Genomic DNA, 18,573 nt, shown 5'->3' with positions numbered 1-18,573 from the left:
TCATCACAAAAGACCCCACAGTACACGGCGAGGATACAACAATGACAATTACGATGGGCTCTCTTGGCTCAGCCAAAGATAGAGTCAAACAGCTCGATGACTGGCTAAAGCGCGATCGCTTTGTGTTTATCGGCTGGTCTGGGCTACTGCTCTTTCCCTGTTCCTTTTTGGCACTTGGCGCTTGGTTTACGGGCACAACCTTTGTCACCTCTTGGTACACCCACGGCCTAGTTTCTTCTTATTTAGAAGGCTGTAATTTCCTCACCGTAGCGGTGTCCACGCCAGCAGAGAGCATGGGCCATTCGCTTTTGCTGCTCTGGGGGCCAGAGGCGAACGGAGAATTTGTGCGCTGGTGCCAGATTGGCGGGCTCTGGACATTTACCGCCTTTCACGGCATATTTGCACTGATTGGCTTTATGCTCAGGCAAATCGAAATCGCCAGACTAGTGGGAATTCGGCCTTATAATGCGATCGCCTTTTCTGCTCCAATCGCCGTCTACTGCGCCACGTTTTTGATCTATCCGCTGGGTCAATCTAGCTGGTTTTTCGGCCCCGGCTTTGGCGTCTCTGCGATCTTCCGCTTTTTACTTTTCTTCCAGGGCTTTCATAACTACACGCTTAACCCCTTTCATATGATGGGCGTAACGGGCGTGCTGGGTGGGGCGCTACTCTGCGCTATCCACGGCGCAACGGTACAAAATACGCTATTTAGAGACAACCAAAGCAAAAATACTTTCAAAGGCTTTAGCACCGATCAAGGTGAAGAAACCTACTCCATGGTGACGGCCAATCGGTTTTGGTCGCAGATTTTTGGAATTGCTTTTTCCAACAAGCGCTGGCTGCACTTTTTCATGCTGTTTGTTCCCGTCACTGGCCTGTGGATGAGCGCTATTGGCATGGCCGGATTAGCCTTTAATCTCAGAGCTTACGACTTTGTTAGTCAAGAGATCAGGGCCGCCGAAGATCCTGAATTTGAAACGTTTTATACCAAAAATATTCTGTTGAACGAAGGACTTCGCGCTTGGCTGTCGGAGATGGATCAGCCTGCTAAAAAGTTTGTTTTCCCTGACGAAGTTCTGCCCCGTGGCTTCTCTGAATAAGTCTTCAAATAAGAATAAACAATTCTTCGTCCACATCTTTTGTTTACAGTTTTCTCATCATCTTTCTTATCCATAGTTTTTTCATCAGACCTAACGCATATGGAAACCCCACTCGAAACGATTCCAGACTTATCACTCTCGATTCCCGCTGAAGCCGGATCAATTCTGGCACCTGCTGGCCCAGGCTATGACGAGGCTACTAGTGGCTATGCTTGGTGGGCCGGCAATGCTCGCCTGATTACCACAGAGCTAACCGGGCGCTTTCTAGGTGCCCACGTCGCCCATGCGGGGCTAGTGGCGCTCTGGGCGGGCGGCATGCTGCTTTTCGAAGTCTCCCACTTTAACCTTTCCAAACCGATGTACGAGCAGGGGGCCATTTTGATGCCCCATATTGCTACTTTGGGCATTGGCGTCGGGACATCTGGTGAGATTACCAACATGTTCCCTTTCTTTGCGATTGGGGTAGCCCATCTCATCGGCTCAGCAGTGTTGGGCATTGGCGGCCTGTACCACGCCATCAAAGGCCCAGAAAAGCTCTATGGCTTCTTTCAGTTCGACTGGACAGATAAAGCCAAAGTCGCGCAGATTCTGGGCTTTCATATTGCGATTTTGGGCATCTTTGCTCTGCTCTTTGCGGCCAAAGCAATGTACTGGGGCGGCCTATACGATCCTTGGGCACCCGGTGGCGGTGATGTTCGCTTAGTGACCAACCCAACGCTAGACCCACGCATCATCTTTGGCTATCTGATCAAAAGGCCTACTGGCGGAGAAGGCTGGATTGTCAGTGTCGATAATCTAGAAGATATTATCGGTGGCCATATTTGGATCGGCTGCATTTTGATTGCTGGCGGCATTTGGCATATTCTCGTGCCGCCGCTGCGCTGGACTTATAATCTCTTTCCTTGGACAGGAGAGACCTATCTCTCTCAGAGTCTAGGCAATGTTGCGGGTCAGGCGTTTATTGCAGCGGCCTTTATCTGGTTCAACAATACGGCTTATCCGAGTGTGTTCTATGGGCCGACGGTCCCAGAAGCTTCGCAGGCGCAGTCTTTTGTGTTTTTGGCGCGAGATCAGGGCATGGGCGCGGATGTCGCATCGGCGCAAGGGCCAACGGGTTTGGGTAAATATTTGCAGCGATCGCCGACTGGAGAAATCATCTTTGGTGGTGAGACCATGCGATTTTGGGATGCGCGTGCTCCGTGGTTAGAGCCTTTACGTGGCAAGAACGGTTTGGATTTAGATAGGCTGCAGCATGATGTTCAGCCCTGGCAGCTGAGGCGGGCAGCAGAATATATGACCCACTCACCAATTGGCTCACTAAACTCTGTGGCAGGTCTAGCAACAGAATCCAATGCGTTCAACTATGTTTCTCCTAGAACCTGGCTAGCTTCTGCTCACTTTATCTTCGGCTTTTTCTTCTTAGTCGGTCACCTCTGGCACGCTGGCAGAGCGAGAGCAGCAGCGGCTGGGTTTGAAACTGGACTAGACCGCGAAGACGAGCCCGTGCTGTCGATGGCACCGATTGATCCAAGCCTGCGTTCTGACTAGTACTTTCTAACTAGCTAGTTACTAGCTAAAGAATCCGATTATTTATTTCAGGAGAAAAATCTGATGGGACTCCCTTGGTATCGCGTTCACACGTCAGTGCTGAACGATCCAGGTCGATTGATTGCAGTGCATATAATGCATAATGCCCTCTGTGCTGGGTTTGCAGGTTCAATGCTGCTATATGAGCTAGCGCTGTTTGATCCTAGCGACCCAATTTTGAATCCAATGTGGCGGCAGGGCTGTTTTTTGATGCCGTTTGTATCTCGTCTGGGTGTGGTAAATTCTTGGCAAGGATGGAGCGTAACAGGTGAGACGTTTACAAACCCTGGACTTTGGACGTTTGAAACGGTTGCGATCGCCCACATTATTTACTCTGGCCTCTCTTTCCTCGCCGCCTGCTGGCACTGGGTCTATTGGGACATCTCCACCTTCTTTGATCCCAAGACAGACGAACCGGTACTCGATTTGCCTAAAATCTTTGGCATTCATTTAACCCTGGCCGGAATTCTCTGCTTTGGCTTTGGCGCTCTTCATCTCACGGGTTTATTCGGCCCTGGCATGTGGGTTTCCGATCCGCTAGGACTCACCGGACACATTCAGGGCGTTGCGCCAGAATGGGGCGCAGCCGGATTCGACCCTCACAATCCGGGGGGCGTAGTCGCTCATCACATTGCCCTCGGCATCGTTGCCATTATCGGCGGACTGTTTCACATCTCTGTTCGACCCCCTGAATATTTGTACAAGGGGCTGAGAATGGGAAACATTGAAGGCGCACTCGCCAGCGGACTAGCCGTATTCTTTTCGGGTGCTTTCATCGCCTCCGGGACGATGTGGTATGGCACCGCCACCAACCCGATTGAACTTTGGGGACCGACTCGATATCAATGGGATCAAGGCGTTTTTCAGCAGGAGATTAACCGTCGGGTAAAATCTGGTATCAGCGAGGGCCAAAGCCTATCTGAAGCGTGGTCAAAGATTCCAACAAAGCTCGCTTTCTACGACTATGTTGGCAATAGTCCCGCCAAGGGTGGCCTCTTCCGAGTCGGACGTATGGTGGATGGTGACGGATTGCCCACCGAGTGGTTAGGTCATCCGGTCTTTAAAGACGGCGAAGGCAGGGAACTCACAGTTCGTAGAATGCCAAACTTCTTTGAAAACTTTCCAGTTGTCTTATTTGACCAAGACGGCGTTGTTCGCGCCGATATTCCTTTCCGCCAGGCAGAATCCAAGTACGGCATCGAACAGACAGGCGTAACTGTCAGCTTTTATGGCGGAGATCTCGATGGACAAACGTTTAGCGATCCCAAAGACGTTAAAAAATATGCCCGTCGTGCTCAGCTAGGAGAACCGTTTGAATTTGATCGCAGCGTCTACGACTCTGACGGTTTGTTTAGAACCAGCAATCGAGGTTTCTTTGCCTTCTTCCATGCAATCTTTGGCCTGCTGTGGTTCTTTGGTCATATCTGGCACGGCTTGAGAGCGCTCTTCCAGGATGTGTTCGCTGGCATCGATCCGAGCCTGAGTGCCGAGCAAGTGGAGTGGGGCTACTTTAAGAAGGTCGGCGACCCAACCTCTCAACAAACACCTGCATAAAAGCAAAATAAAGCGACAGGATGATAGTGCATCCTGTCGCTTTCTAAATACAAACTAACTGTTCTAATAAGGTTCTCGATGCGACAAAAATTCGTTTCCAACAAAGCTGCACCTTTGCAGTATCCCCTAAGAAAGCTCAACTCCGAAGCGGGTAAAGTTGTTCCTGGTTGGGGTACAGCGCCCCTGATGGGAATCATGCTAGTTGCGCTTCTACTCTTTATTCTAACGATTCTTCAGTTATACAACGGGACTGTTATTGTTGAAGGCATCGACGTTTAGGTCTTGGACACTGGCAAATACTCAAAATGACTGGGAAAGAGTTGATTAGTCTGGTATCAATACCTAGAGCCTATATCAACATTTGCGATCTGCTTCTCAAGTTCGATATGCGCTAGTTTGGGTCGAAGTCGATCAATTCAGGACTTACAGCGAATTAGATGTTTGGCCATATAGCCTGTATCGGACGCATACTCCGCCAGAAGGCAAAGCCTACGGTACAGGCGCGTCACTTGACCCGTTGTTTTGGTAGGCATTCCCTGTCTTGGTAGGCGTTCCCTAGCGCCGCAAAGCGACGCGGGGTCTCACCGCTAGCGCCGTACGACGACGCGGGGTCCTACCGCTGCAATATAAAGCTTTCAGTCTGCAAACTGTACCTCATCTCAAGTGACAAAAGCTATAGAGAGATAACCTGATCCTGAAGGCGAATGGGTTAAGTACTATAGAGATAGATTCTATGAGGTGATGGGTATGGCTTCTGCAGCTAACGAACAGTCGCTTATCATTCGTACAGAGCGTGGTCTGACGATTTCAGGTACACGCATCACGCTTTACGATGTAATGGACTATGTGACAGCACAATACCCGCCCAAGTTTATCCGCGCCATGCTTGACCTTACTAATGAGCAAATGAGTTCTGCGCTGTCTTATATTGAGGCACACCGTATGGAGATTGAAGCGGAGTACAAACTTGTTCTAAAAGAATCTGAGGAGCTACGGCAGTATTATGAGGAGCAAAATCGTGAGCGGATCGCTTGCATTGCTGCTAAACCTCCAAAGCCTGGAACAGAGGCGATTCGAGCTAAGCTTCAGGCAAGAAGGGCTGAGCTTGAATCACAAGCATGAACTTTCTGGTTGACCACAACTTACGAGGACATTCCGTTATTTTGGCAGGTAGCCTTGTTGCAAGTGATTGGCTTGAGATAATCCCGATTCGGTTCGTTCTGTTTGAAGAAGTCGATTTGGCAACTACGAGTGACGATCGAGTTGTTTGGCAATATGCTCAAGACAACCAGATGATTCTAATTACTGCTAACCGGAGTATGAAAGGAAAAGACTCTTTGGAGCAAGTGATGCGTGAGGAAAATACGCCTACCTCTTTACCTATTGTCACGATAGGCAATATTGATCGGCTAATGGCTGAACCAAACTACAGAGAACGTTGTGTTGATCGCTTGGTTGATATCGTGATTGACATCGAAGATTACAAGGGCGCACGACGAATTTTCATCCCATAGTAGAAGCAAAGTAGTAGAAAGCAAAGTGCGAGAAGCTATACGTCGGCTAGAAGCGGTAACCGACGCTATAGCCTGAGCAGGCAAAAGAAAAGCGCTCTCCCGGAGGAAAGCGCTACCTAGATAACGAGGATAAGTTGCCGCTCGCGATCTATTCGTCAGAGAATATATCAAGCGTCAATATGAGGAGCACGCATCGCTACTCGAACAGATTCTCCACTAGCTAAATCTAGTGGAAAGTTGTGAGCATTGCGCTCATGCATGACTTCAAAGCCCAGACTAGCGCGGTTGACCACATCTGCCCAGCTTGGCAGCACGCGACCTTGCGAGTCTAGAACAGAATGATTGAAGTTAAACCCATTGAGGTTGAAGGCCATTGTACTAATCCCTAACGCTACAAACCAGATGCAAACCACTGGCCACGCGGCTAAGAAGAAGTGAAGCTGACGGGAATTGTTGAAACTAGCATACTGGAAGATCAATCGACCAAAGTAGCCGTGAGCAGCCAGAATGTTGTAAGTCTCTTCTTCTTGACCAAACTTATAGCCTTCGTTTTGAGACTGCGTGTCGCTAGTTTCTCTGACCAGGCTAGAGGTTACTAATGAGCCATGCATTGCACAGAATAAGGAACCGCCCAGTACACCCGCAACGCCAAGCATATGGAACGGATGCATCAGAATATTATGCTCCGCCTGAAAGACAAACATGAAATTGAAGGTGCCGCTGATGCCCATTGGTAGACCATCAGAGAAGCTGCCTTGACCGATGGGGTAGATCAAGAAAACAGAAATAGTCGCCGCAACTGGCGCAGAGTAGGCAATACAAATCCAAGGACGCATGCCTAGTCGATAGCTCAGCTCCCATTCCCGGCCCAGATAACACAGCAGGGCTGGAACATAGTGGAAGGCGATCATTTGGTAAGGCCCTCCGTTGTAGAGCCATTCGTCTAGCGTGGCAGCTTCCCAGATTGGATAAAAGTGAAGCCCGATGGCATTAGAGGTAGGAACAACGGCAGCTGTGATGATGTTATTACCGTACAGCAGCGAGCCAGACAGCGGTTCGCGGATGCCGTCGATGTCGACTGGAGGTGCCGCGATGAAGGCGGTGACAAACACAGTGATAGAGACACCGAGCAGGGGCAGCATCAAGACACCGAACCAGCCGATATAAAGACGGTTCTCGGTACTGGTGATCCACTGGCAGAATCTCTCCCACTGGCTTGTAGTCGGACGTTGAATAAGGGTCGTCATGTTTTTGGGAATGTAGTTGAATGTAGTTATTTACGTGAACCGACCTTATTTCAACAAAGAAAAGTGGAGATGTAATGAAGAGAGGGGGTGTTTAGCAAATCGGTATCTTCTTTGGTTTGGCTAATCGAACATCTATCTAGAGGGCTGATTCAATTGCTCTTCTAGATACATTCTGTAGAGACCGCTGACCATTACGATTGGCTTGACCGTGGCCAAGTCTATTAGGGCCAAGTTCCGTTGTGGTCAAATTCTATGGATAAACGATGTATCTAATTGTGTTGGGTGCTGGCCCAGAAGGGCAGCGGTTTATCGAGATTGCTCTTGAGCAAAATCATGAAGTTGCCCTGATTGAAAAAGACGAGGAGCGGACCAGGAAAATCTTGAAGGAGAATGACATTCGCGCTTTTGTAGGCAATATTGGCGACGAAGATATTTTGAACGAAGCGGAAGTAGACCGGGCCGATGCGGTCATTGCTACGACGCATGATGATGCTCAAAACCTAATGGCTATGGTGCTGGCTAAAGAGCATAAGGTAGAGACCTGTATTAGCTTAATCAACCAGCAGTCTCATACCAGTATGTTTGAGAACCTAGGTGTACAGGTGATTAGCGATCCAGCCGGTATCGTGGCCCATCAGCTCTATCAATACGTTGATTCAGAGAAACCATGAAGATCTATCTAACGGCGATTAGTCGAGACGTTAGTAGATTTTTGCTAATTCCAATTGGTATGCTGCTGCTGTCTCTGCCGATTTGTTTGATAGCGAGAGAATGGTTTGCGGTACTGCCGTTCCTTGCTAGCCTCTTGATCACCTCGCTGCTGGCGCTGCTGCTGTATCTACTCGGCAAAAAGCCTGAAAGTGTTCCAACTAAGCAGACCTTGATTAGTGTGGCGCTTAGCTGGGGACTGATTGCGGCTATAGGTGGCTTGCCCTTGTGGTTTACGGCGATCGCCATGGGAGAGGCTGCTCCGTCTACGGTTAGGGATTTTACTGAATTGATAAATGCACTATTTGAAGGTTTTTCGGGTTTTACAAGTACCGGTTTGACCATGGTGCTCTCAGAAAGCGATCTACCGGCTTGTTTGCAGTGGTGGCGATCGCTGATGGAGTGGGTTGGCGGCTTGGGTTTGATTGTGTTTGCGATCGCACTGCTAGAGCCGCTGCAAGATCAGTACGCGCTTTACCAGGCAGAAACACGACAGGCGCGGATGCGGCTGACGATCACGCGCACCGTTCGTCGAATTTGCATCATATATGCGCTTTACACAGCAGCAAGCGTTGTCTTATTTCGGGTTTCAGGTATGGACTGGTGGCCAGCTATCAATCATGGCATGACGGCGATCTCGACGGGTGGCTTTAGCGTGACCGATGACAGCATGTCTGTCTATGGAGCCTTTACGAAGATGGCGATAGTGCTGGTAATGGTGGTAGGTGCGATCGCCTTTGAGCAGCATGATAAGTTCCTAAAAGGAAAGCTATTTACGCTTTGGCGAGATCGTCAGAATCGGCTGATGTGGCTATTGCTAATCGTGGGTAGCGCAGCAGTAGCAGCCCAGCAGTACAGCACATCGGCTCAGTTTGCCTGGGTAGACAGTATCTTTCAGTGGACCTCTGCGCTCACGACTTGCGGCTTTAGCACCCAGTCGATCCAGCTGATGAGCCCTACTAACAAGCTCTTACTGAGTTTGGCGATGGTGATAGGAGGCGCGGCTGGTTCAACCGCTGGTGGCGTCAAGCTATCGCGCGTACTCGCACTAGGAGAGGGTGTCTCTTGGCATTTTTGTAAGTTAGGGCTGACTTCTCATCAGGCTTACATCCGCCGGATTAATCAGAAAACCCTCTCGCCTGATCAGGCGAGTCGCCAGGTAGAACAAGCCGCTGTATTGCTGGTGCTATGGCTAGTGTGTCTGTTGAGCGGTGTCTTAGTACTAATTCGGCTAGTACCGAACGGATCTGTTGTTGATGCTATCTTTGAGAGCGCATCGGCACTAGGCGCAGCTGGTTTGTCTAGCGGTATTTCTAGTCCTTCGCTACACTGGCTAGGCAAGTGTGCATTAATGATGATGATGTGGATGGGGCGACTAGAGATCATTCCAGTTGTCATCTTGCTAACAGCACCTTTTAGCTATGTTCTCAACGTTTTTGGTCGCCGTTAGTTTTGATCGAATCAACTTTTGAGCCGGTTGTCTTTACTAGCGTTCTGTAGCGATTATTCGACGGGAACAAAGGCTTTTTAACCTAGTCGGACCGTAGCTTGACGTTGATGCTGCCGTTGGGCTCTAGCGTTGCGATGTCTATTTGTTCTTCTATCTGCTGCCAAGACAGGGATGATTGAGCCTGAGATGATTGAGGAAAAGTGCCTTGCGATCGCATTACGGCTTCTAGATCTTGAGAGGTGATGTGGGTTTTTCTTAGCACCTGCTGATTTACCTTGCCATTTTCGATCAGCATCCGAGGCCCGCCCTTTATCCATTGCTCTAGCCAAGTAAACTGGAACGAAGCAACCGATAGCAGCCGATGCATTGCCACCAGCGCAAATGCAGAAAGCAGGGTAGGGAAAAATGGGGAAGACCCCGCAATCGCCCGGCTCAAAGTTGCCCCTAGCATAATGCCTATAATGACGTCAAAAGTGGCATACTTGCCAGCGAACCGACGATCGCCCAGTGCTCGTACCATCACCAGCGCACTCACATAGACAAACACCGCCCGCATGCACATCTGCCACACAGAGATATCAGCCGCGCTTAGCCCTAAAAGGCGATCAAAAAATTGACTAAGATTATCCATCAACAAGCTTCTTTATTTTCGCAACTGACACACAAGCAAATCACAATGAATTCCTTTGTTTTCTCTTTGGTTTCCTCTCTATATGACTGCTATCGCTCACTAAGCGCGACTATCTATAGGCTGACTACCCAACAGCGATCACTGCTACCGATGCTGTTGGGAGTAGTCATTTTGTGGAGTGCGATCGCCCATCCTGCCCAGGCATACAACGTTCAAATCCTGCCAAAGAACCCTGCTCAAGGCGATACCCTATCAGTCATTGTGCAAGGTGAGAATAATGCAGAAATGCCGACTGTGACCGTCGGGGATACTGTTTACACTGCTTTTCCACTGTCGAATAATCGCTCGAATAATCGTTACAGAGCGCTAGTGCCGACTAGCCCAAACACAGCGCCAGGTCGCATGACGCTACGAGTAGAAGGCCCAGAAGGCACCAACAACATTGCCGTGGGTATTGGCAATCGTAGCTTCAATACGCAATATATCAACCTTTCTCCTGGCCGCGCCGGATTAGAAGGCACCGACTACGAGTTTGACAGCCTAGATGCCCTGCGCGCTCTGCGTACGCCCACCCGCTACTGGAACGGCCCGATGGCTAGACCCAGTACTGGCTACGTCAGCTCGGCCTATGGCAACCAGCGCTATTACAACGGCGTCTTTGCCGAAGGCTATTACCATCGGGGCGTAGACTACGCCGCTGGCAACGGTTCTCCGCTCTATGCACCTGCGGCTGGTCGGATTGCTTTAGTGGGCCGAGAGTCAGATGGCTTTGTGCTCAACGGCAACACCCTTGGCATCGATCATGGGCAAGGCGTTACCAGCGTGATGATCCATCTCTCTGGATTTGCCGTCAATGAAGGCGATATGGTGCAGCAGGGTCAGCTCGTTGGCTATATGGGAGCTACCGGGTTTGCGACTGGCCCCAACCTGCACTGGGGACTATTCGTCAATGGCGTTTCTGTCGATCCAGTGCCATGGCGCTACGACGGCGTGGAGTGATTTACTCACCTAGTTGTCCCTTTTAAGAGGGCCATTTGAGCTGCCAGGAGATTGCTCGAACAAACTTGTTTTATGGCTAGACGCTTAGGGAACACTCATGCCTGTACCCTACAGATTTCTAGTGGGAATCGTCGAACGGAGTTTTGATAAGAGCATGAGCAGCATCGGAAAAATAGTTGAACAGGCATTGCAGGATGGCTACTTAACCCCTGCGATGGAAGCCGAAGTCGGACGTATCTGCGATACGGCTTCTGAGCTATCTATCGAAGAGTACACAGCACTTGACCAGCTAATGAGTTCTTTGCTAACTGGAGAAGTCGTGGCCGTTCCTCGAAAGCAGTTTATCAACGTTATGGAAGAGCTGGTCTTGACCGAAGCTATCTCTCAAGTGGCGGAAGTAGAAGCCAAAAGCGAAAAGACGCTCGACCTAGGAGATGTAGCCGCCTACGCGCTTAACCGTCTACCACCTCTGTACGCTACGACCGAGGAGGGTGCTAGCTACCAGCGAGAGAACGCTCGTGTGGAGCTGTCTGAACTAATCGCTCAGCAGGTATCCGAATCAGTCGGTCGCAGTCTCAATCAGCCCGAATTCTTTCCTGAGCGCAAAGAACTTCAGCGCAGCGAGGATGTTGGTCTGCTAGGTCAGGTTAATAAGCTGCTAAAGGACTACGCCCACGATTTTGAACAGCAGTCTGAAGTCGCCTAGTCCTAGAGGCAAGGTATAGCTGTGAATGCTTATATTTGACTGGCCGCCTGGCCCAATCCAAAGCAAATATCTAATTAGAACAACTCCATCTACCTAAAACGGCTAATGCAGAAGTCGTCGCTATATCCGAACCTTTAGAATTAATTGCCTAACGGCCCTGCGATCGCTGAAGTCATCTTCATCGGTCGCTTTTTATTGAAATACCTCGACCGCAACGCCCAGCTCTACCCTTTCATACAGATCGCGAATATCTCGGTTACGCATCCGTACGCATCCGTGGGAAACCGCCTGACCAATTAGCTCTTCTTGATTGGTGCCATGAAATCCAATCTGGGCCTTGCCATCCGTCCAAAATCCAATCCAGCGATCGCCCAGCGGATTGTCAGGGCCTGGTGGAATGTCTTCTTTGGTCAGCGGATGCTGCCAGGTTGGCTGCTCGATCATGCTAGTCACCGTAAAGCTACCAACAGGCGTTTGCCAAGCTGTCTGACCGACTGCAACCTCATATCGAATGACGGGTTTGCCCAGAGATTCAACCTCTAGGTATCGGCCCGAAAGAGAGAGCCGTAGCGTTACTGGCGACTGCTCAGCCGCCTTAGGTTGGTTGGGCTGACGGCCTGAGAAAAGTTCTCGCTTTTGCAAGCGGCTTTGTAAGCGGCTGAAGGGCGACTGGCTCTCGTTGATACTTTCATTAATAGTAGATAGATTCTCGGGCGTGATCACCGGATCTGGAAAAGGATTACGCCATTCCAACGCAGCCAAAGCCATTGCCGAACCAAAGCACAGCCCGACAAAGCAGCGGGTAATAGGGGATTGTCTTTGCATCGCTTAATTTACCGCCCCCTGTTACACACTTAGCTTTGTTTGGCAGACATCGTAGCCTTTGATGCAGGTGTAAGCTAAGTGCAGATTGCTATAGAATCATTTTTACATCTTGAAAGTAATTATGGAGCAGTACTTCTAGCGTGGTAGTAAAGCCAGAATGGTTACGGGTAAAAGCGCCCCAGTGGGAACGGGTAGGCAACGTCAAGGGCATTTTGCAAGACTTGGGCCTTAATACCGTCTGTGAAGAAGCCTCTTGTCCTAATATTGGCGAATGCTTTAACGCTGGCACCGCGACCTTTTTGATCATGGGTCCGGCTTGCACTCGCGCCTGTCCTTACTGTGACATCGATTTTGATAAGTCGCCACGGGAATTAGACCCGATGGAGCCATTGCATTTGGCGGAAGCTGTGCGACGGATGAAGCTGAACCATGTGGTGATCACCTCCGTAAATCGCGACGAGCTGCCCGATGGCGGGGCCAGTCAGTTCATTCGCTGTATAGAAGAAACTCGAAAAGTATCGCCGCAGACGACGATCGAAGTATTGATTCCCGACCTGTGCGGAAATTGGGCAGCGTTGGAGACTCTATTATTAGAAGGTCAGCCTGAAGTGCTAAACCACAATACGGAGACGGTTCCTCGCCTGTACAAACGAACGCGGCCTCAAGGAGACTATCAGCGCAGCTTAGATTTGTTGCGGCAGGCGCGGGCGATCGCACCCTGGACATACACTAAATCCGGCATCATGGTCGGCCTGGGTGAAACCGATGCTGAAGTCCGTCAGGTGCTAGGCGATCTTCGTGCTGTGGACTGCGATATTGTCACCATCGGTCAATACTTGCAGCCTAGCCAAAAGCACCTGGGCGTAGATACCTTTGTCACCCCACAGCAATTTGAAGCTTGGCGGATCGCCGGGGAAGAAATGGGCTTTTTGCAAGTGATTTCTTCGCCGCTGACCCGTAGCTCATACCATGCCGAACAAGTTCAGCAGTTGATGAAGAGGTTTCCTCGAAGCGGTACAGGTGAACTAAAGAGAACTCGCTAAGAATCAATATCAATGTCTGAATAGTCGTATATTTTCCAGTTTCCATCTTCTTCCTTAAAAGTATATGTGTTAGAAGCTGTACTATTTATTCTTTCCGGGTTTTTGCGAGGTTCGTGGTAGTTGAAAGTCTCAGACACTCTTGCTTTCAACAAGGGATTATCAGAACTAGAAAATCCCCAGAATTCTAGGTCAAATGACTCAAACGTATAGAAAGACTTACTCTTCTTCAAAGAATCTATTCCTTTACCGGAAGAGATAATTTCTTTATACAAAGGTCCCTCCGTATGAACTACTGTAGCTAACAAGTTTTTATCGAATGGAGGAGCAAATATTCTTGACTTAGCCTCTAACCAATCTTCAACTAAATCAATTGCCTCGGTTTCTTCTAGAACATTCGAATCTTTGGAAAGGATAGGGTCTGGTACTGGGCTACCAAGAGGATCAGGCGGTGATATTAGATTAGGTTGTTCTGGTTCTCTTACAGGTGATATCGAGGGGGCTGGCTCATTCGGTGGCAGCGGATTTCCGGGTGTTTCGTCGCTGGGTCTAAGTAAACTGACAATCTGGTAGAGAAGAGGCGATCGAGCATTTATCATTGCAGCTAGAACTGTGGCTATTGCGCCTATTATCGCAGCAGCCACAGCAGAGTTTCTCCACCTATCTTTATCTCTCTTCGTTGATAAAGCTTCAGTTATTCTGAGTAGAACAGCTAGGTCTTTAGAGGATGGAAGAGCACCAGCTCTCTTATCATCCCACTCGATAAAACCATCAATCTTGTCAAGTGTGTAGTGGTTCCCTAGTACTGTCTCTCCGCTACCACCAAAATTGATCCTTTTAACTTCTACCCTAGGTATTCTCAAAGCGGAACAACGCCATCTCTTGAAGTCAGTTTCCCAGTCATCCTCAGTCAGTCGTACCTTAAACGAAATCGCACTATGTGAACTAGTTCTATCCATGAAAGTTACTATTGATTTGCCTGTAGCAGTTCGCATCCATCTATCCGTATAAATCGAAACTTGAGGTTTCGTAAATTAGAAAAAAGGTTCATATGTACCAATTCATTTGTGTGTACACTAAAGTATTTTCTATAGAATACATAATCTTAAAGTTATATCTCTTGTGCATTTCAACAAAATGACAGCTTATTACGCGCATACCTGGTACTTTACACTCCTAAACGCTGTTTGATAAACCAAACATCTATGCTGGAGAATCTATAGGTCTAATCTCGTTAGTGATTCAGCTGTAAGAAAGTACACCTGTATTTTATTTTGTGAAAGGTTTAACTATGTAACCCGTTGAAAGTATTTTTTACATTCGGACGTAGTTATTTACGTTCGATTGCTATGAAACCAATTCTTTACTATGAAGTCTGCTATTCAATCAAATGTGCGATCGCTATTTCAGGCATTTTCTGACGGCTATCGCCTTCAGGTGATAGAGCTGTTGCGTGACCAGGAACTCTGCGCCTGCGATATTGCCAAACACCTTGGTATTACTCAATCCAAGCTATCGTTTCATCTCAAGACTCTAAAAGAAGTGGGCCTGATTGAAGGGAGACAAGAAGGACGCTGGATTTACTATCGGCTGAATCTACAGCAGTTCATGATTCTAGAGCAGTATCTCTCTGAGTTCCGCCGGTTTAGCCCAATTTTGCCAGCTCGAATCTGTTCTGACTGATGCCTTTAATTCAACTGGAATTGAATTGAGACCGAGGTAATGTGTTCTTAGCGACTTGACATTTTGATTCAAGTTGAAATAATGAGTCTGTGGTTTGGGTAGGCGATCGCATGGTGCGAGTAGCAATCAACGGATTTGGACGAATTGGGCGGCTAGTCCTGCGGGCGGCATGGTCTCAAGTAAAATCAGAATCAGCACTAGAGTTTGTCCATATCAACGAGATCAGCGGCGGCACGACAGCAGCAGCCCATCTTTTGGAGTTTGACTCTGTACATGGTCGGTGGGATGCGAAGGTAGAAGCGACCAGCGACCAGCTCTTGATTGACAGCTCAGCGCTGAGCTTCAGCGAACACCCAACGCCCAAGGAAGTGCCTTGGAAAGACATCGGTGTTGATATGGTGCTGGAGTGCTCAGGCCAGTTCCGCACGCCCGAAGTGCTAGATTCCTATCTCGACCAAGGTGTCCAAAAGGTGATCGTCGCTGCGCCAGTCAAAGAAAAGGCGCTCAATGTGGTCATGGGCATCAACGATGACTTATACGACCCTGATCAGCACCACTTGCTAACAGCCGCTTCTTGTACAACCAACTGCCTCGCCCCGGTGGTCAAAGTAATCAACGAAGGCTTAGGTATTCGGCACGGCGTCATCACCACAATTCACAACATCACCAATACCCAAACAATTGTTGATGCCCCTCACAAAGACCTGCGTAGAGCTAGAGCTAATAGCCTTTCGCTGATTCCAACAACAACAGGATCAGCTACGGCAATTGGCTCCATCTTTCCCGAACTAAACGGTAAACTCAATGGCTTAGCCGTTAGAGTTCCTTTGCTGAATGCGTCTTTGACTGATTGCGTGTTTGAAGTCAACGCGCCAACAACAATAGAACAAGTCAACGATTTGTTCCAACAGGCAGCGTCTGGTTCGCTCGGTCATATCTTGGGATACGAAGCGCGACCCCTAGTGTCGATTGACTATAAAGACGATCCACACTCGGCCACGATTGATGCCCTTTCAACCATGGTCGTAGACGGCACGCAGGTGAAGGTTCTGGCCTGGTATGACAACGAGTGGGGCTACGCCAATCGGATGGCTGAGCTAGCCCAAAAAGTAGCGACATCTTTGCTAGAAAAGACTGGCCAAAGGAGACTGTCGTGAAAGAGTCTGCTTCAACGTTGAGTGCGATTGACATCCGTAGCTATGTGCTGGTGACAATAGCCTACTGGGGCTTTACGGTGACCGATGGCGCATTGCGAATGCTGGTGCTGCTGTATTTTCACACGCTAGGCTATTCGCCGCTAGAAGTGGCGATGCTATTTCTGTTCTATGAGTTCTTTGGCATTGTCACTAATTTGTTTGGCGGATGGATAGCGTCGCGGTGCGGAGTAAAGCTAACGCTGTATGGCGGTATTGCGATGCAAATTGTTGCCTTGCTGCTGTTGACTCCTGTGAATGAGAGCTGGGCGATTCTCCACTGGAGAGGCTTCGCCATCGCACTAGCTGTACCCTACGTCATGTGCGCTCAGGCCATATCAGGAATCGCCAAAGACCTAACGAAGATGAGTTCTAAGAGTGCGATTCGGTTAGTGATTGCAAAGGAAGCGCAGTCGCTGCTATTCAAGTGGGTAGCGATTCTAACAGGCTCTAAGAACGCTTTGAAAGGGGTTGGTTTTTTCTTAGGTGGATTGTTGTTATCAGCCGTTGGCTATGTGAATGCGCTGCTAGTGATGGCGATAGGTTTGTTGATTGTGCTGCTTTCTAGTCGGTGGCTACCTGCGAAGATGGGAAAGGTGAAGGCAAAAGTGAAGCTGCGCCAGCTATTTTCCAAAAGCCCGGAGATCAACGTGCTTTCGACGGCCCGGTTCTTCTTGTTTGGGGCAAGAGACGTTTGGTTCGTCGTTGGGTTGCCAGTATTTCTCTACAGCGTCCTCGGCTGGTCTTTTGAGCAGGTCGGTGGCTTTTTAGCGCTTTGGGTGATTGGCTACGGGCTGGTGCAGTCGCTTGCACCCACGCTATTGCAGCGGTTCGGTTCTGGCCACCCCCCGCAAGCGAGGACGATTCGATTTTGGACTGGGATTTTGATTCTAGTGCCCAGTGCGATCGCCCTCACTCTCCAGCTTGGCTATGCCCCCGCTCCCACCATCATTATTGGCCTGCTTTTCTTCGGCATCATCTTCGCCTTCAACTCCGCCGTTCATTCCTACTTAGTTCTTGCCTACACCGAAGACGATAAAGTTGCCCTCAACGTCGGCTTCTACTACATGGCCAACTCAGGCGGCAGACTCGCAGGCACTGTCCTTTCGGGTCTAGTCTTCCAGATGTACGGACTGGTAGGCTGTCTATGGGTATCAGCGGTCTTTGTACTACTTGCAGAAATAGCAACTCTGCAACTATCGGACCCAGCCTAGAGTGACGATTGTGATAGACAAGATTGTGATAGACAAGATTAAGACGCCATCGATGGAGTGATGAAGTCTCTTAAAGATATTCGCGAGCAATTGCAGCTCGGTAGATTTGAATTTACGCGACACGCATTCAAAAGGGCTGTAGAGCGTAATATTAGTCAGCAGGAGATAAAGGAAGCAGGTGCTACTGCGGAAGTTATAGAAGACTATCCAGACGACAAATATTCGCCTAGCTCTCTACTGTTAGGCTTTACTCGGAAAGATCGAGCGCTACATCTTCAAGTGTCCAAACTAAATTCCGCTCTAGTAAAAATTATCACTCTATATGAACCAAACCGTGAACAGTGGATTGAATACAGGAGACATCAATAATGTTTAAATGTCAGGTCTGCGGTTTTGAAGGTTCGCACACTGACCAAGTTAGCGAGGTTTTCAACATTGAGGGTAAGCTTTATCTGGTCGAGAGTATTCCAGCTACGGTTTGCGATCGCTGTGGAGAAGAAACATTTAGCAAAGAGACGACAGAGCGAATTCGCCTGATGCTTCACAGTGAAGATAAGCCGTTAAGGTCAGTTCCTTTGAATGTTTTTTCGTATAGTGAAGCTGTTTGAGTAATAAGCGAAGCTCGCAGGTGAGTTGGCTCAGTGACCACAATCTCTCCAAAAACCACTCTCTACGCTCGCTTAGGCATTACCGCAGAAGAGCTGAAGGATTTTTGTGTGCGCTGGAAAATTTCTGAGTTAGCACTATTTGGCTCTGTACTAAGACCCGATTTTCGAGACGATAGCGATATCGATGTTTTGATTTCTTACCGATCAGATGCAAAACGCGGTTTGTTTGAAAAAATTGACATGAAAGAAGAATTAGAAGCGCTTGTCAGCAGAAAGGTGGATCTAGTCAGCAAAAAAGCTGTCGAGCGCAGTCGTAATTGGATTCGTCGCCAGAACATCCTGGAAAGCGCAGAGATTCTCTATGCAGAATGATTCCTCTTCTCTGGTAGATATTATCGATGCCATAGCCCTGATGGGGGATACTAACAGCGTCCGATGAGTCAGCTCATCAACTGCTTGAGATTTTCCTTGTATGGAGGATACACAACGCCTTTTTCTGTGATCAGCGCAGTGA

Annotated in this window: 21 protein-coding genes; 17 read left to right on the top strand and 4 right to left on the bottom strand. The window is 48.9% G+C overall.

Annotation, left to right across the window (positions count from 1 at the left end; genetic code table 11):
• The first annotated feature begins 53 nt into the window (after nucleotides 1-53).
• From psbD to IQ256_RS17230, 6 genes are all read left to right on the top strand, one after another.
• Nucleotides 54-1,100 (top strand): photosystem II D2 protein (photosystem q(a) protein), encoded by a 1,047-nt coding sequence (psbD, locus tag IQ256_RS17255; protein WP_228024991.1) that lies wholly within the window; start codon nucleotides 54-56, stop codon nucleotides 1,098-1,100.
• Nucleotides 1,101-1,199: 99 nt separating this feature from the next.
• Nucleotides 1,200-2,648: a photosystem II reaction center protein CP43 gene (gene psbC / locus IQ256_RS17250; RefSeq protein WP_228024987.1), complete on the top strand. Its 1,449-nt coding sequence runs from the start codon at nucleotides 1,200-1,202 to the stop codon at nucleotides 2,646-2,648.
• 63 nt (nucleotides 2,649-2,711) lie between these two features.
• Complete coding sequence (gene psbB, locus IQ256_RS17245) at nucleotides 2,712-4,241, top strand: photosystem II chlorophyll-binding protein CP47 (RefSeq protein ID WP_193856790.1); 1,530 nt, start codon at nucleotides 2,712-2,714, stop codon at nucleotides 4,239-4,241.
• A gap of 78 nt (nucleotides 4,242-4,319) precedes the next feature.
• Nucleotides 4,320-4,520, top strand: coding sequence for a photosystem II reaction center phosphoprotein PsbH (gene psbH / locus IQ256_RS17240; protein ID WP_193856789.1), 201 nt, complete (start codon nucleotides 4,320-4,322; stop codon nucleotides 4,518-4,520).
• Between the two features lie 468 nt (nucleotides 4,521-4,988).
• Nucleotides 4,989-5,363, top strand: coding sequence for a DUF433 domain-containing protein (locus IQ256_RS17235; RefSeq protein ID WP_193856788.1), 375 nt, complete (start codon nucleotides 4,989-4,991; stop codon nucleotides 5,361-5,363).
• A complete protein-coding gene (locus IQ256_RS17230) occupies nucleotides 5,360-5,755 on the top strand; it encodes a DUF5615 family PIN-like protein (protein ID WP_193856787.1) in 396 nt (131 codons plus the stop codon). The genes IQ256_RS17235 and IQ256_RS17230 overlap by 4 nt, the downstream gene beginning before the upstream one ends.
• A 167-nt stretch (nucleotides 5,756-5,922) precedes the next feature.
• Here IQ256_RS17230 and psbA read toward each other — a convergent pair whose 3' ends face one another.
• Nucleotides 5,923-7,002: a photosystem II q(b) protein gene (gene psbA, locus IQ256_RS17225; protein WP_193856786.1), complete on the bottom strand. Its 1,080-nt coding sequence runs from the start codon at nucleotides 7,000-7,002 to the stop codon at nucleotides 5,923-5,925.
• A 263-nt stretch (nucleotides 7,003-7,265) separates the two neighbouring features.
• On the opposite strand from psbA, the gene IQ256_RS17220 reads away from it, so the two are divergent.
• Nucleotides 7,266-7,673 carry a TrkA family potassium uptake protein gene (locus IQ256_RS17220; RefSeq protein ID WP_193856785.1) on the top strand — a complete coding sequence of 136 codons (408 nt, stop codon included), beginning with the start codon at nucleotides 7,266-7,268 and terminating at the stop codon, nucleotides 7,671-7,673.
• Nucleotides 7,670-9,160, top strand: coding sequence for a TrkH family potassium uptake protein (locus IQ256_RS17215; protein WP_193856784.1), 1,491 nt, complete (start codon nucleotides 7,670-7,672; stop codon nucleotides 9,158-9,160). The genes IQ256_RS17220 and IQ256_RS17215 overlap by 4 nt, the downstream gene beginning before the upstream one ends.
• Nucleotides 9,161-9,242: 82 nt before the next feature.
• Here IQ256_RS17215 and IQ256_RS17210 read toward each other — a convergent pair whose 3' ends face one another.
• Entirely contained in the window at nucleotides 9,243-9,791 is a 549-nt protein-coding gene (locus IQ256_RS17210; RefSeq protein ID WP_193856783.1) for a DUF421 domain-containing protein, read from the bottom strand.
• Nucleotides 9,792-9,836: 45 nt separating this feature from the next.
• Here IQ256_RS17210 and IQ256_RS17205 point away from each other — a divergent pair, with 45 nt between their 5' ends.
• Together IQ256_RS17205 and IQ256_RS17200 are read left to right on the top strand one after the other, a co-directional pair.
• Entirely contained in the window at nucleotides 9,837-10,790 is a 954-nt protein-coding gene (locus IQ256_RS17205; protein ID WP_193856782.1) for a M23 family metallopeptidase, read from the top strand.
• A gap of 97 nt (nucleotides 10,791-10,887) precedes the next feature.
• Nucleotides 10,888-11,496 carry a late competence development ComFB family protein gene (locus IQ256_RS17200; protein WP_370623475.1) on the top strand — a complete coding sequence of 203 codons (609 nt, stop codon included), beginning with the start codon at nucleotides 10,888-10,890 and terminating at the stop codon, nucleotides 11,494-11,496.
• A gap of 192 nt (nucleotides 11,497-11,688) precedes the next feature.
• Here IQ256_RS17200 and IQ256_RS17195 read toward each other — a convergent pair whose 3' ends face one another.
• Nucleotides 11,689-12,321, bottom strand: a complete 633-nt coding sequence (locus IQ256_RS17195; RefSeq protein ID WP_193856781.1) for a L,D-transpeptidase — start codon at nucleotides 12,319-12,321, stop codon at nucleotides 11,689-11,691.
• Between the two features lie 140 nt (nucleotides 12,322-12,461).
• On the opposite strand from IQ256_RS17195, the gene lipA reads away from it, so the two are divergent.
• Nucleotides 12,462-13,364, top strand: coding sequence for a lipoyl synthase (lipA, locus tag IQ256_RS17190; protein WP_193856780.1), 903 nt, complete (start codon nucleotides 12,462-12,464; stop codon nucleotides 13,362-13,364).
• On the opposite strand, the gene IQ256_RS17185 is transcribed toward lipA, so the two are convergent.
• The gene (locus tag IQ256_RS17185; RefSeq protein ID WP_193856779.1) at nucleotides 13,361-14,320 is read right to left on the bottom strand and encodes an ARC6/PARC6 family protein; all 960 of its coding nucleotides are present in this window, start codon (nucleotides 14,318-14,320) and stop codon (nucleotides 13,361-13,363) included. The two genes, lipA and IQ256_RS17185, sit on opposite strands and share 4 nt — an antisense overlap.
• A gap of 409 nt (nucleotides 14,321-14,729) precedes the next feature.
• Here IQ256_RS17185 and IQ256_RS17180 point away from each other — a divergent pair, with 409 nt between their 5' ends.
• The 6 genes from IQ256_RS17180 to IQ256_RS17155 all read left to right on the top strand — a co-directional run bounded on the left by IQ256_RS17180 (nucleotide 14,730) and on the right by IQ256_RS17155 (nucleotide 18,431).
• Complete coding sequence (locus tag IQ256_RS17180; RefSeq protein WP_193856778.1) at nucleotides 14,730-15,044, top strand: metalloregulator ArsR/SmtB family transcription factor; 315 nt, start codon at nucleotides 14,730-14,732, stop codon at nucleotides 15,042-15,044.
• A gap of 89 nt (nucleotides 15,045-15,133) precedes the next feature.
• Entirely contained in the window at nucleotides 15,134-16,201 is a 1,068-nt protein-coding gene (locus IQ256_RS17175; protein WP_370623474.1) for an ArsJ-associated glyceraldehyde-3-phosphate dehydrogenase, read from the top strand.
• The gene (gene arsJ, locus IQ256_RS17170) at nucleotides 16,198-17,451 is read left to right on the top strand and encodes an organoarsenical effux MFS transporter ArsJ (protein WP_193856777.1); all 1,254 of its coding nucleotides are present in this window, start codon (nucleotides 16,198-16,200) and stop codon (nucleotides 17,449-17,451) included. The genes IQ256_RS17175 and arsJ overlap by 4 nt, the downstream gene beginning before the upstream one ends.
• A gap of 60 nt (nucleotides 17,452-17,511) precedes the next feature.
• Nucleotides 17,512-17,820 carry a DUF4258 domain-containing protein gene (locus tag IQ256_RS17165; RefSeq protein WP_193856775.1) on the top strand — a complete coding sequence of 103 codons (309 nt, stop codon included), beginning with the start codon at nucleotides 17,512-17,514 and terminating at the stop codon, nucleotides 17,818-17,820.
• Nucleotides 17,820-18,059, top strand: coding sequence for a YgiT-type zinc finger protein (locus tag IQ256_RS17160; protein WP_193856774.1), 240 nt, complete (start codon nucleotides 17,820-17,822; stop codon nucleotides 18,057-18,059). Before IQ256_RS17165 ends, IQ256_RS17160 begins: the two co-directional genes overlap by 1 nt.
• 33 nt (nucleotides 18,060-18,092) lie before the next feature.
• Complete coding sequence (locus IQ256_RS17155) at nucleotides 18,093-18,431, top strand: nucleotidyltransferase family protein (protein ID WP_370623473.1); 339 nt, start codon at nucleotides 18,093-18,095, stop codon at nucleotides 18,429-18,431.
• Nucleotides 18,432-18,573 lie beyond the last annotated feature (142 nt).

It is taken from the genome of cf. Phormidesmis sp. LEGE 11477 (genome assembly GCF_015207105.1).
Lineage (GTDB): Bacteria > Cyanobacteriota > Cyanobacteriia > Phormidesmidales > Phormidesmidaceae > Phormidesmis.
Note: the sequence above shows the minus strand (reverse complement) of the source record. Positions and strands in the feature narration are given on the sequence as shown.

Bases quoted from the DNA above. Each gene is read 5' to 3' on its own strand.
- psbD (WP_228024991.1), top strand. From the start codon at position 54: ATGGGCTCTCTTGGCTCAGCCAAAGATAGAGTCAAACAGCTCGATGAC.
- psbC (WP_228024987.1), top strand. From the start codon at position 1,200: ATGGAAACCCCACTCGAAACGATTCCAGACTTATCACTCTCGATTCCC.
- psbB (WP_193856790.1), top strand. From the start codon at position 2,712: ATGGGACTCCCTTGGTATCGCGTTCACACGTCAGTGCTGAACGATCCA.
- psbH (WP_193856789.1), top strand. From the start codon at position 4,320: ATGCGACAAAAATTCGTTTCCAACAAAGCTGCACCTTTGCAGTATCCC.
- IQ256_RS17235 (WP_193856788.1), top strand. From the start codon at position 4,989: ATGGCTTCTGCAGCTAACGAACAGTCGCTTATCATTCGTACAGAGCGT.
- IQ256_RS17230 (WP_193856787.1), top strand. From the start codon at position 5,360: ATGAACTTTCTGGTTGACCACAACTTACGAGGACATTCCGTTATTTTG.
- psbA (WP_193856786.1), bottom strand. From the start codon at position 7,002: ATGACGACCCTTATTCAACGTCCGACTACAAGCCAGTGGGAGAGATTC.
- IQ256_RS17220 (WP_193856785.1), top strand. From the start codon at position 7,266: ATGTATCTAATTGTGTTGGGTGCTGGCCCAGAAGGGCAGCGGTTTATC.
- IQ256_RS17215 (WP_193856784.1), top strand. From the start codon at position 7,670: ATGAAGATCTATCTAACGGCGATTAGTCGAGACGTTAGTAGATTTTTG.
- IQ256_RS17210 (WP_193856783.1), bottom strand. From the start codon at position 9,791: ATGGATAATCTTAGTCAATTTTTTGATCGCCTTTTAGGGCTAAGCGCG.
- IQ256_RS17205 (WP_193856782.1), top strand. From the start codon at position 9,837: ATGAATTCCTTTGTTTTCTCTTTGGTTTCCTCTCTATATGACTGCTAT.
- IQ256_RS17200 (WP_370623475.1), top strand. From the start codon at position 10,888: ATGCCTGTACCCTACAGATTTCTAGTGGGAATCGTCGAACGGAGTTTT.
- IQ256_RS17195 (WP_193856781.1), bottom strand. From the start codon at position 12,321: ATGCAAAGACAATCCCCTATTACCCGCTGCTTTGTCGGGCTGTGCTTT.
- IQ256_RS17185 (WP_193856779.1), bottom strand. From the start codon at position 14,320: ATGGATAGAACTAGTTCACATAGTGCGATTTCGTTTAAGGTACGACTG.
- IQ256_RS17180 (WP_193856778.1), top strand. From the start codon at position 14,730: ATGAAGTCTGCTATTCAATCAAATGTGCGATCGCTATTTCAGGCATTT.
- IQ256_RS17165 (WP_193856775.1), top strand. From the start codon at position 17,512: ATGAAGTCTCTTAAAGATATTCGCGAGCAATTGCAGCTCGGTAGATTT.
- IQ256_RS17160 (WP_193856774.1), top strand. From the start codon at position 17,820: ATGTTTAAATGTCAGGTCTGCGGTTTTGAAGGTTCGCACACTGACCAA.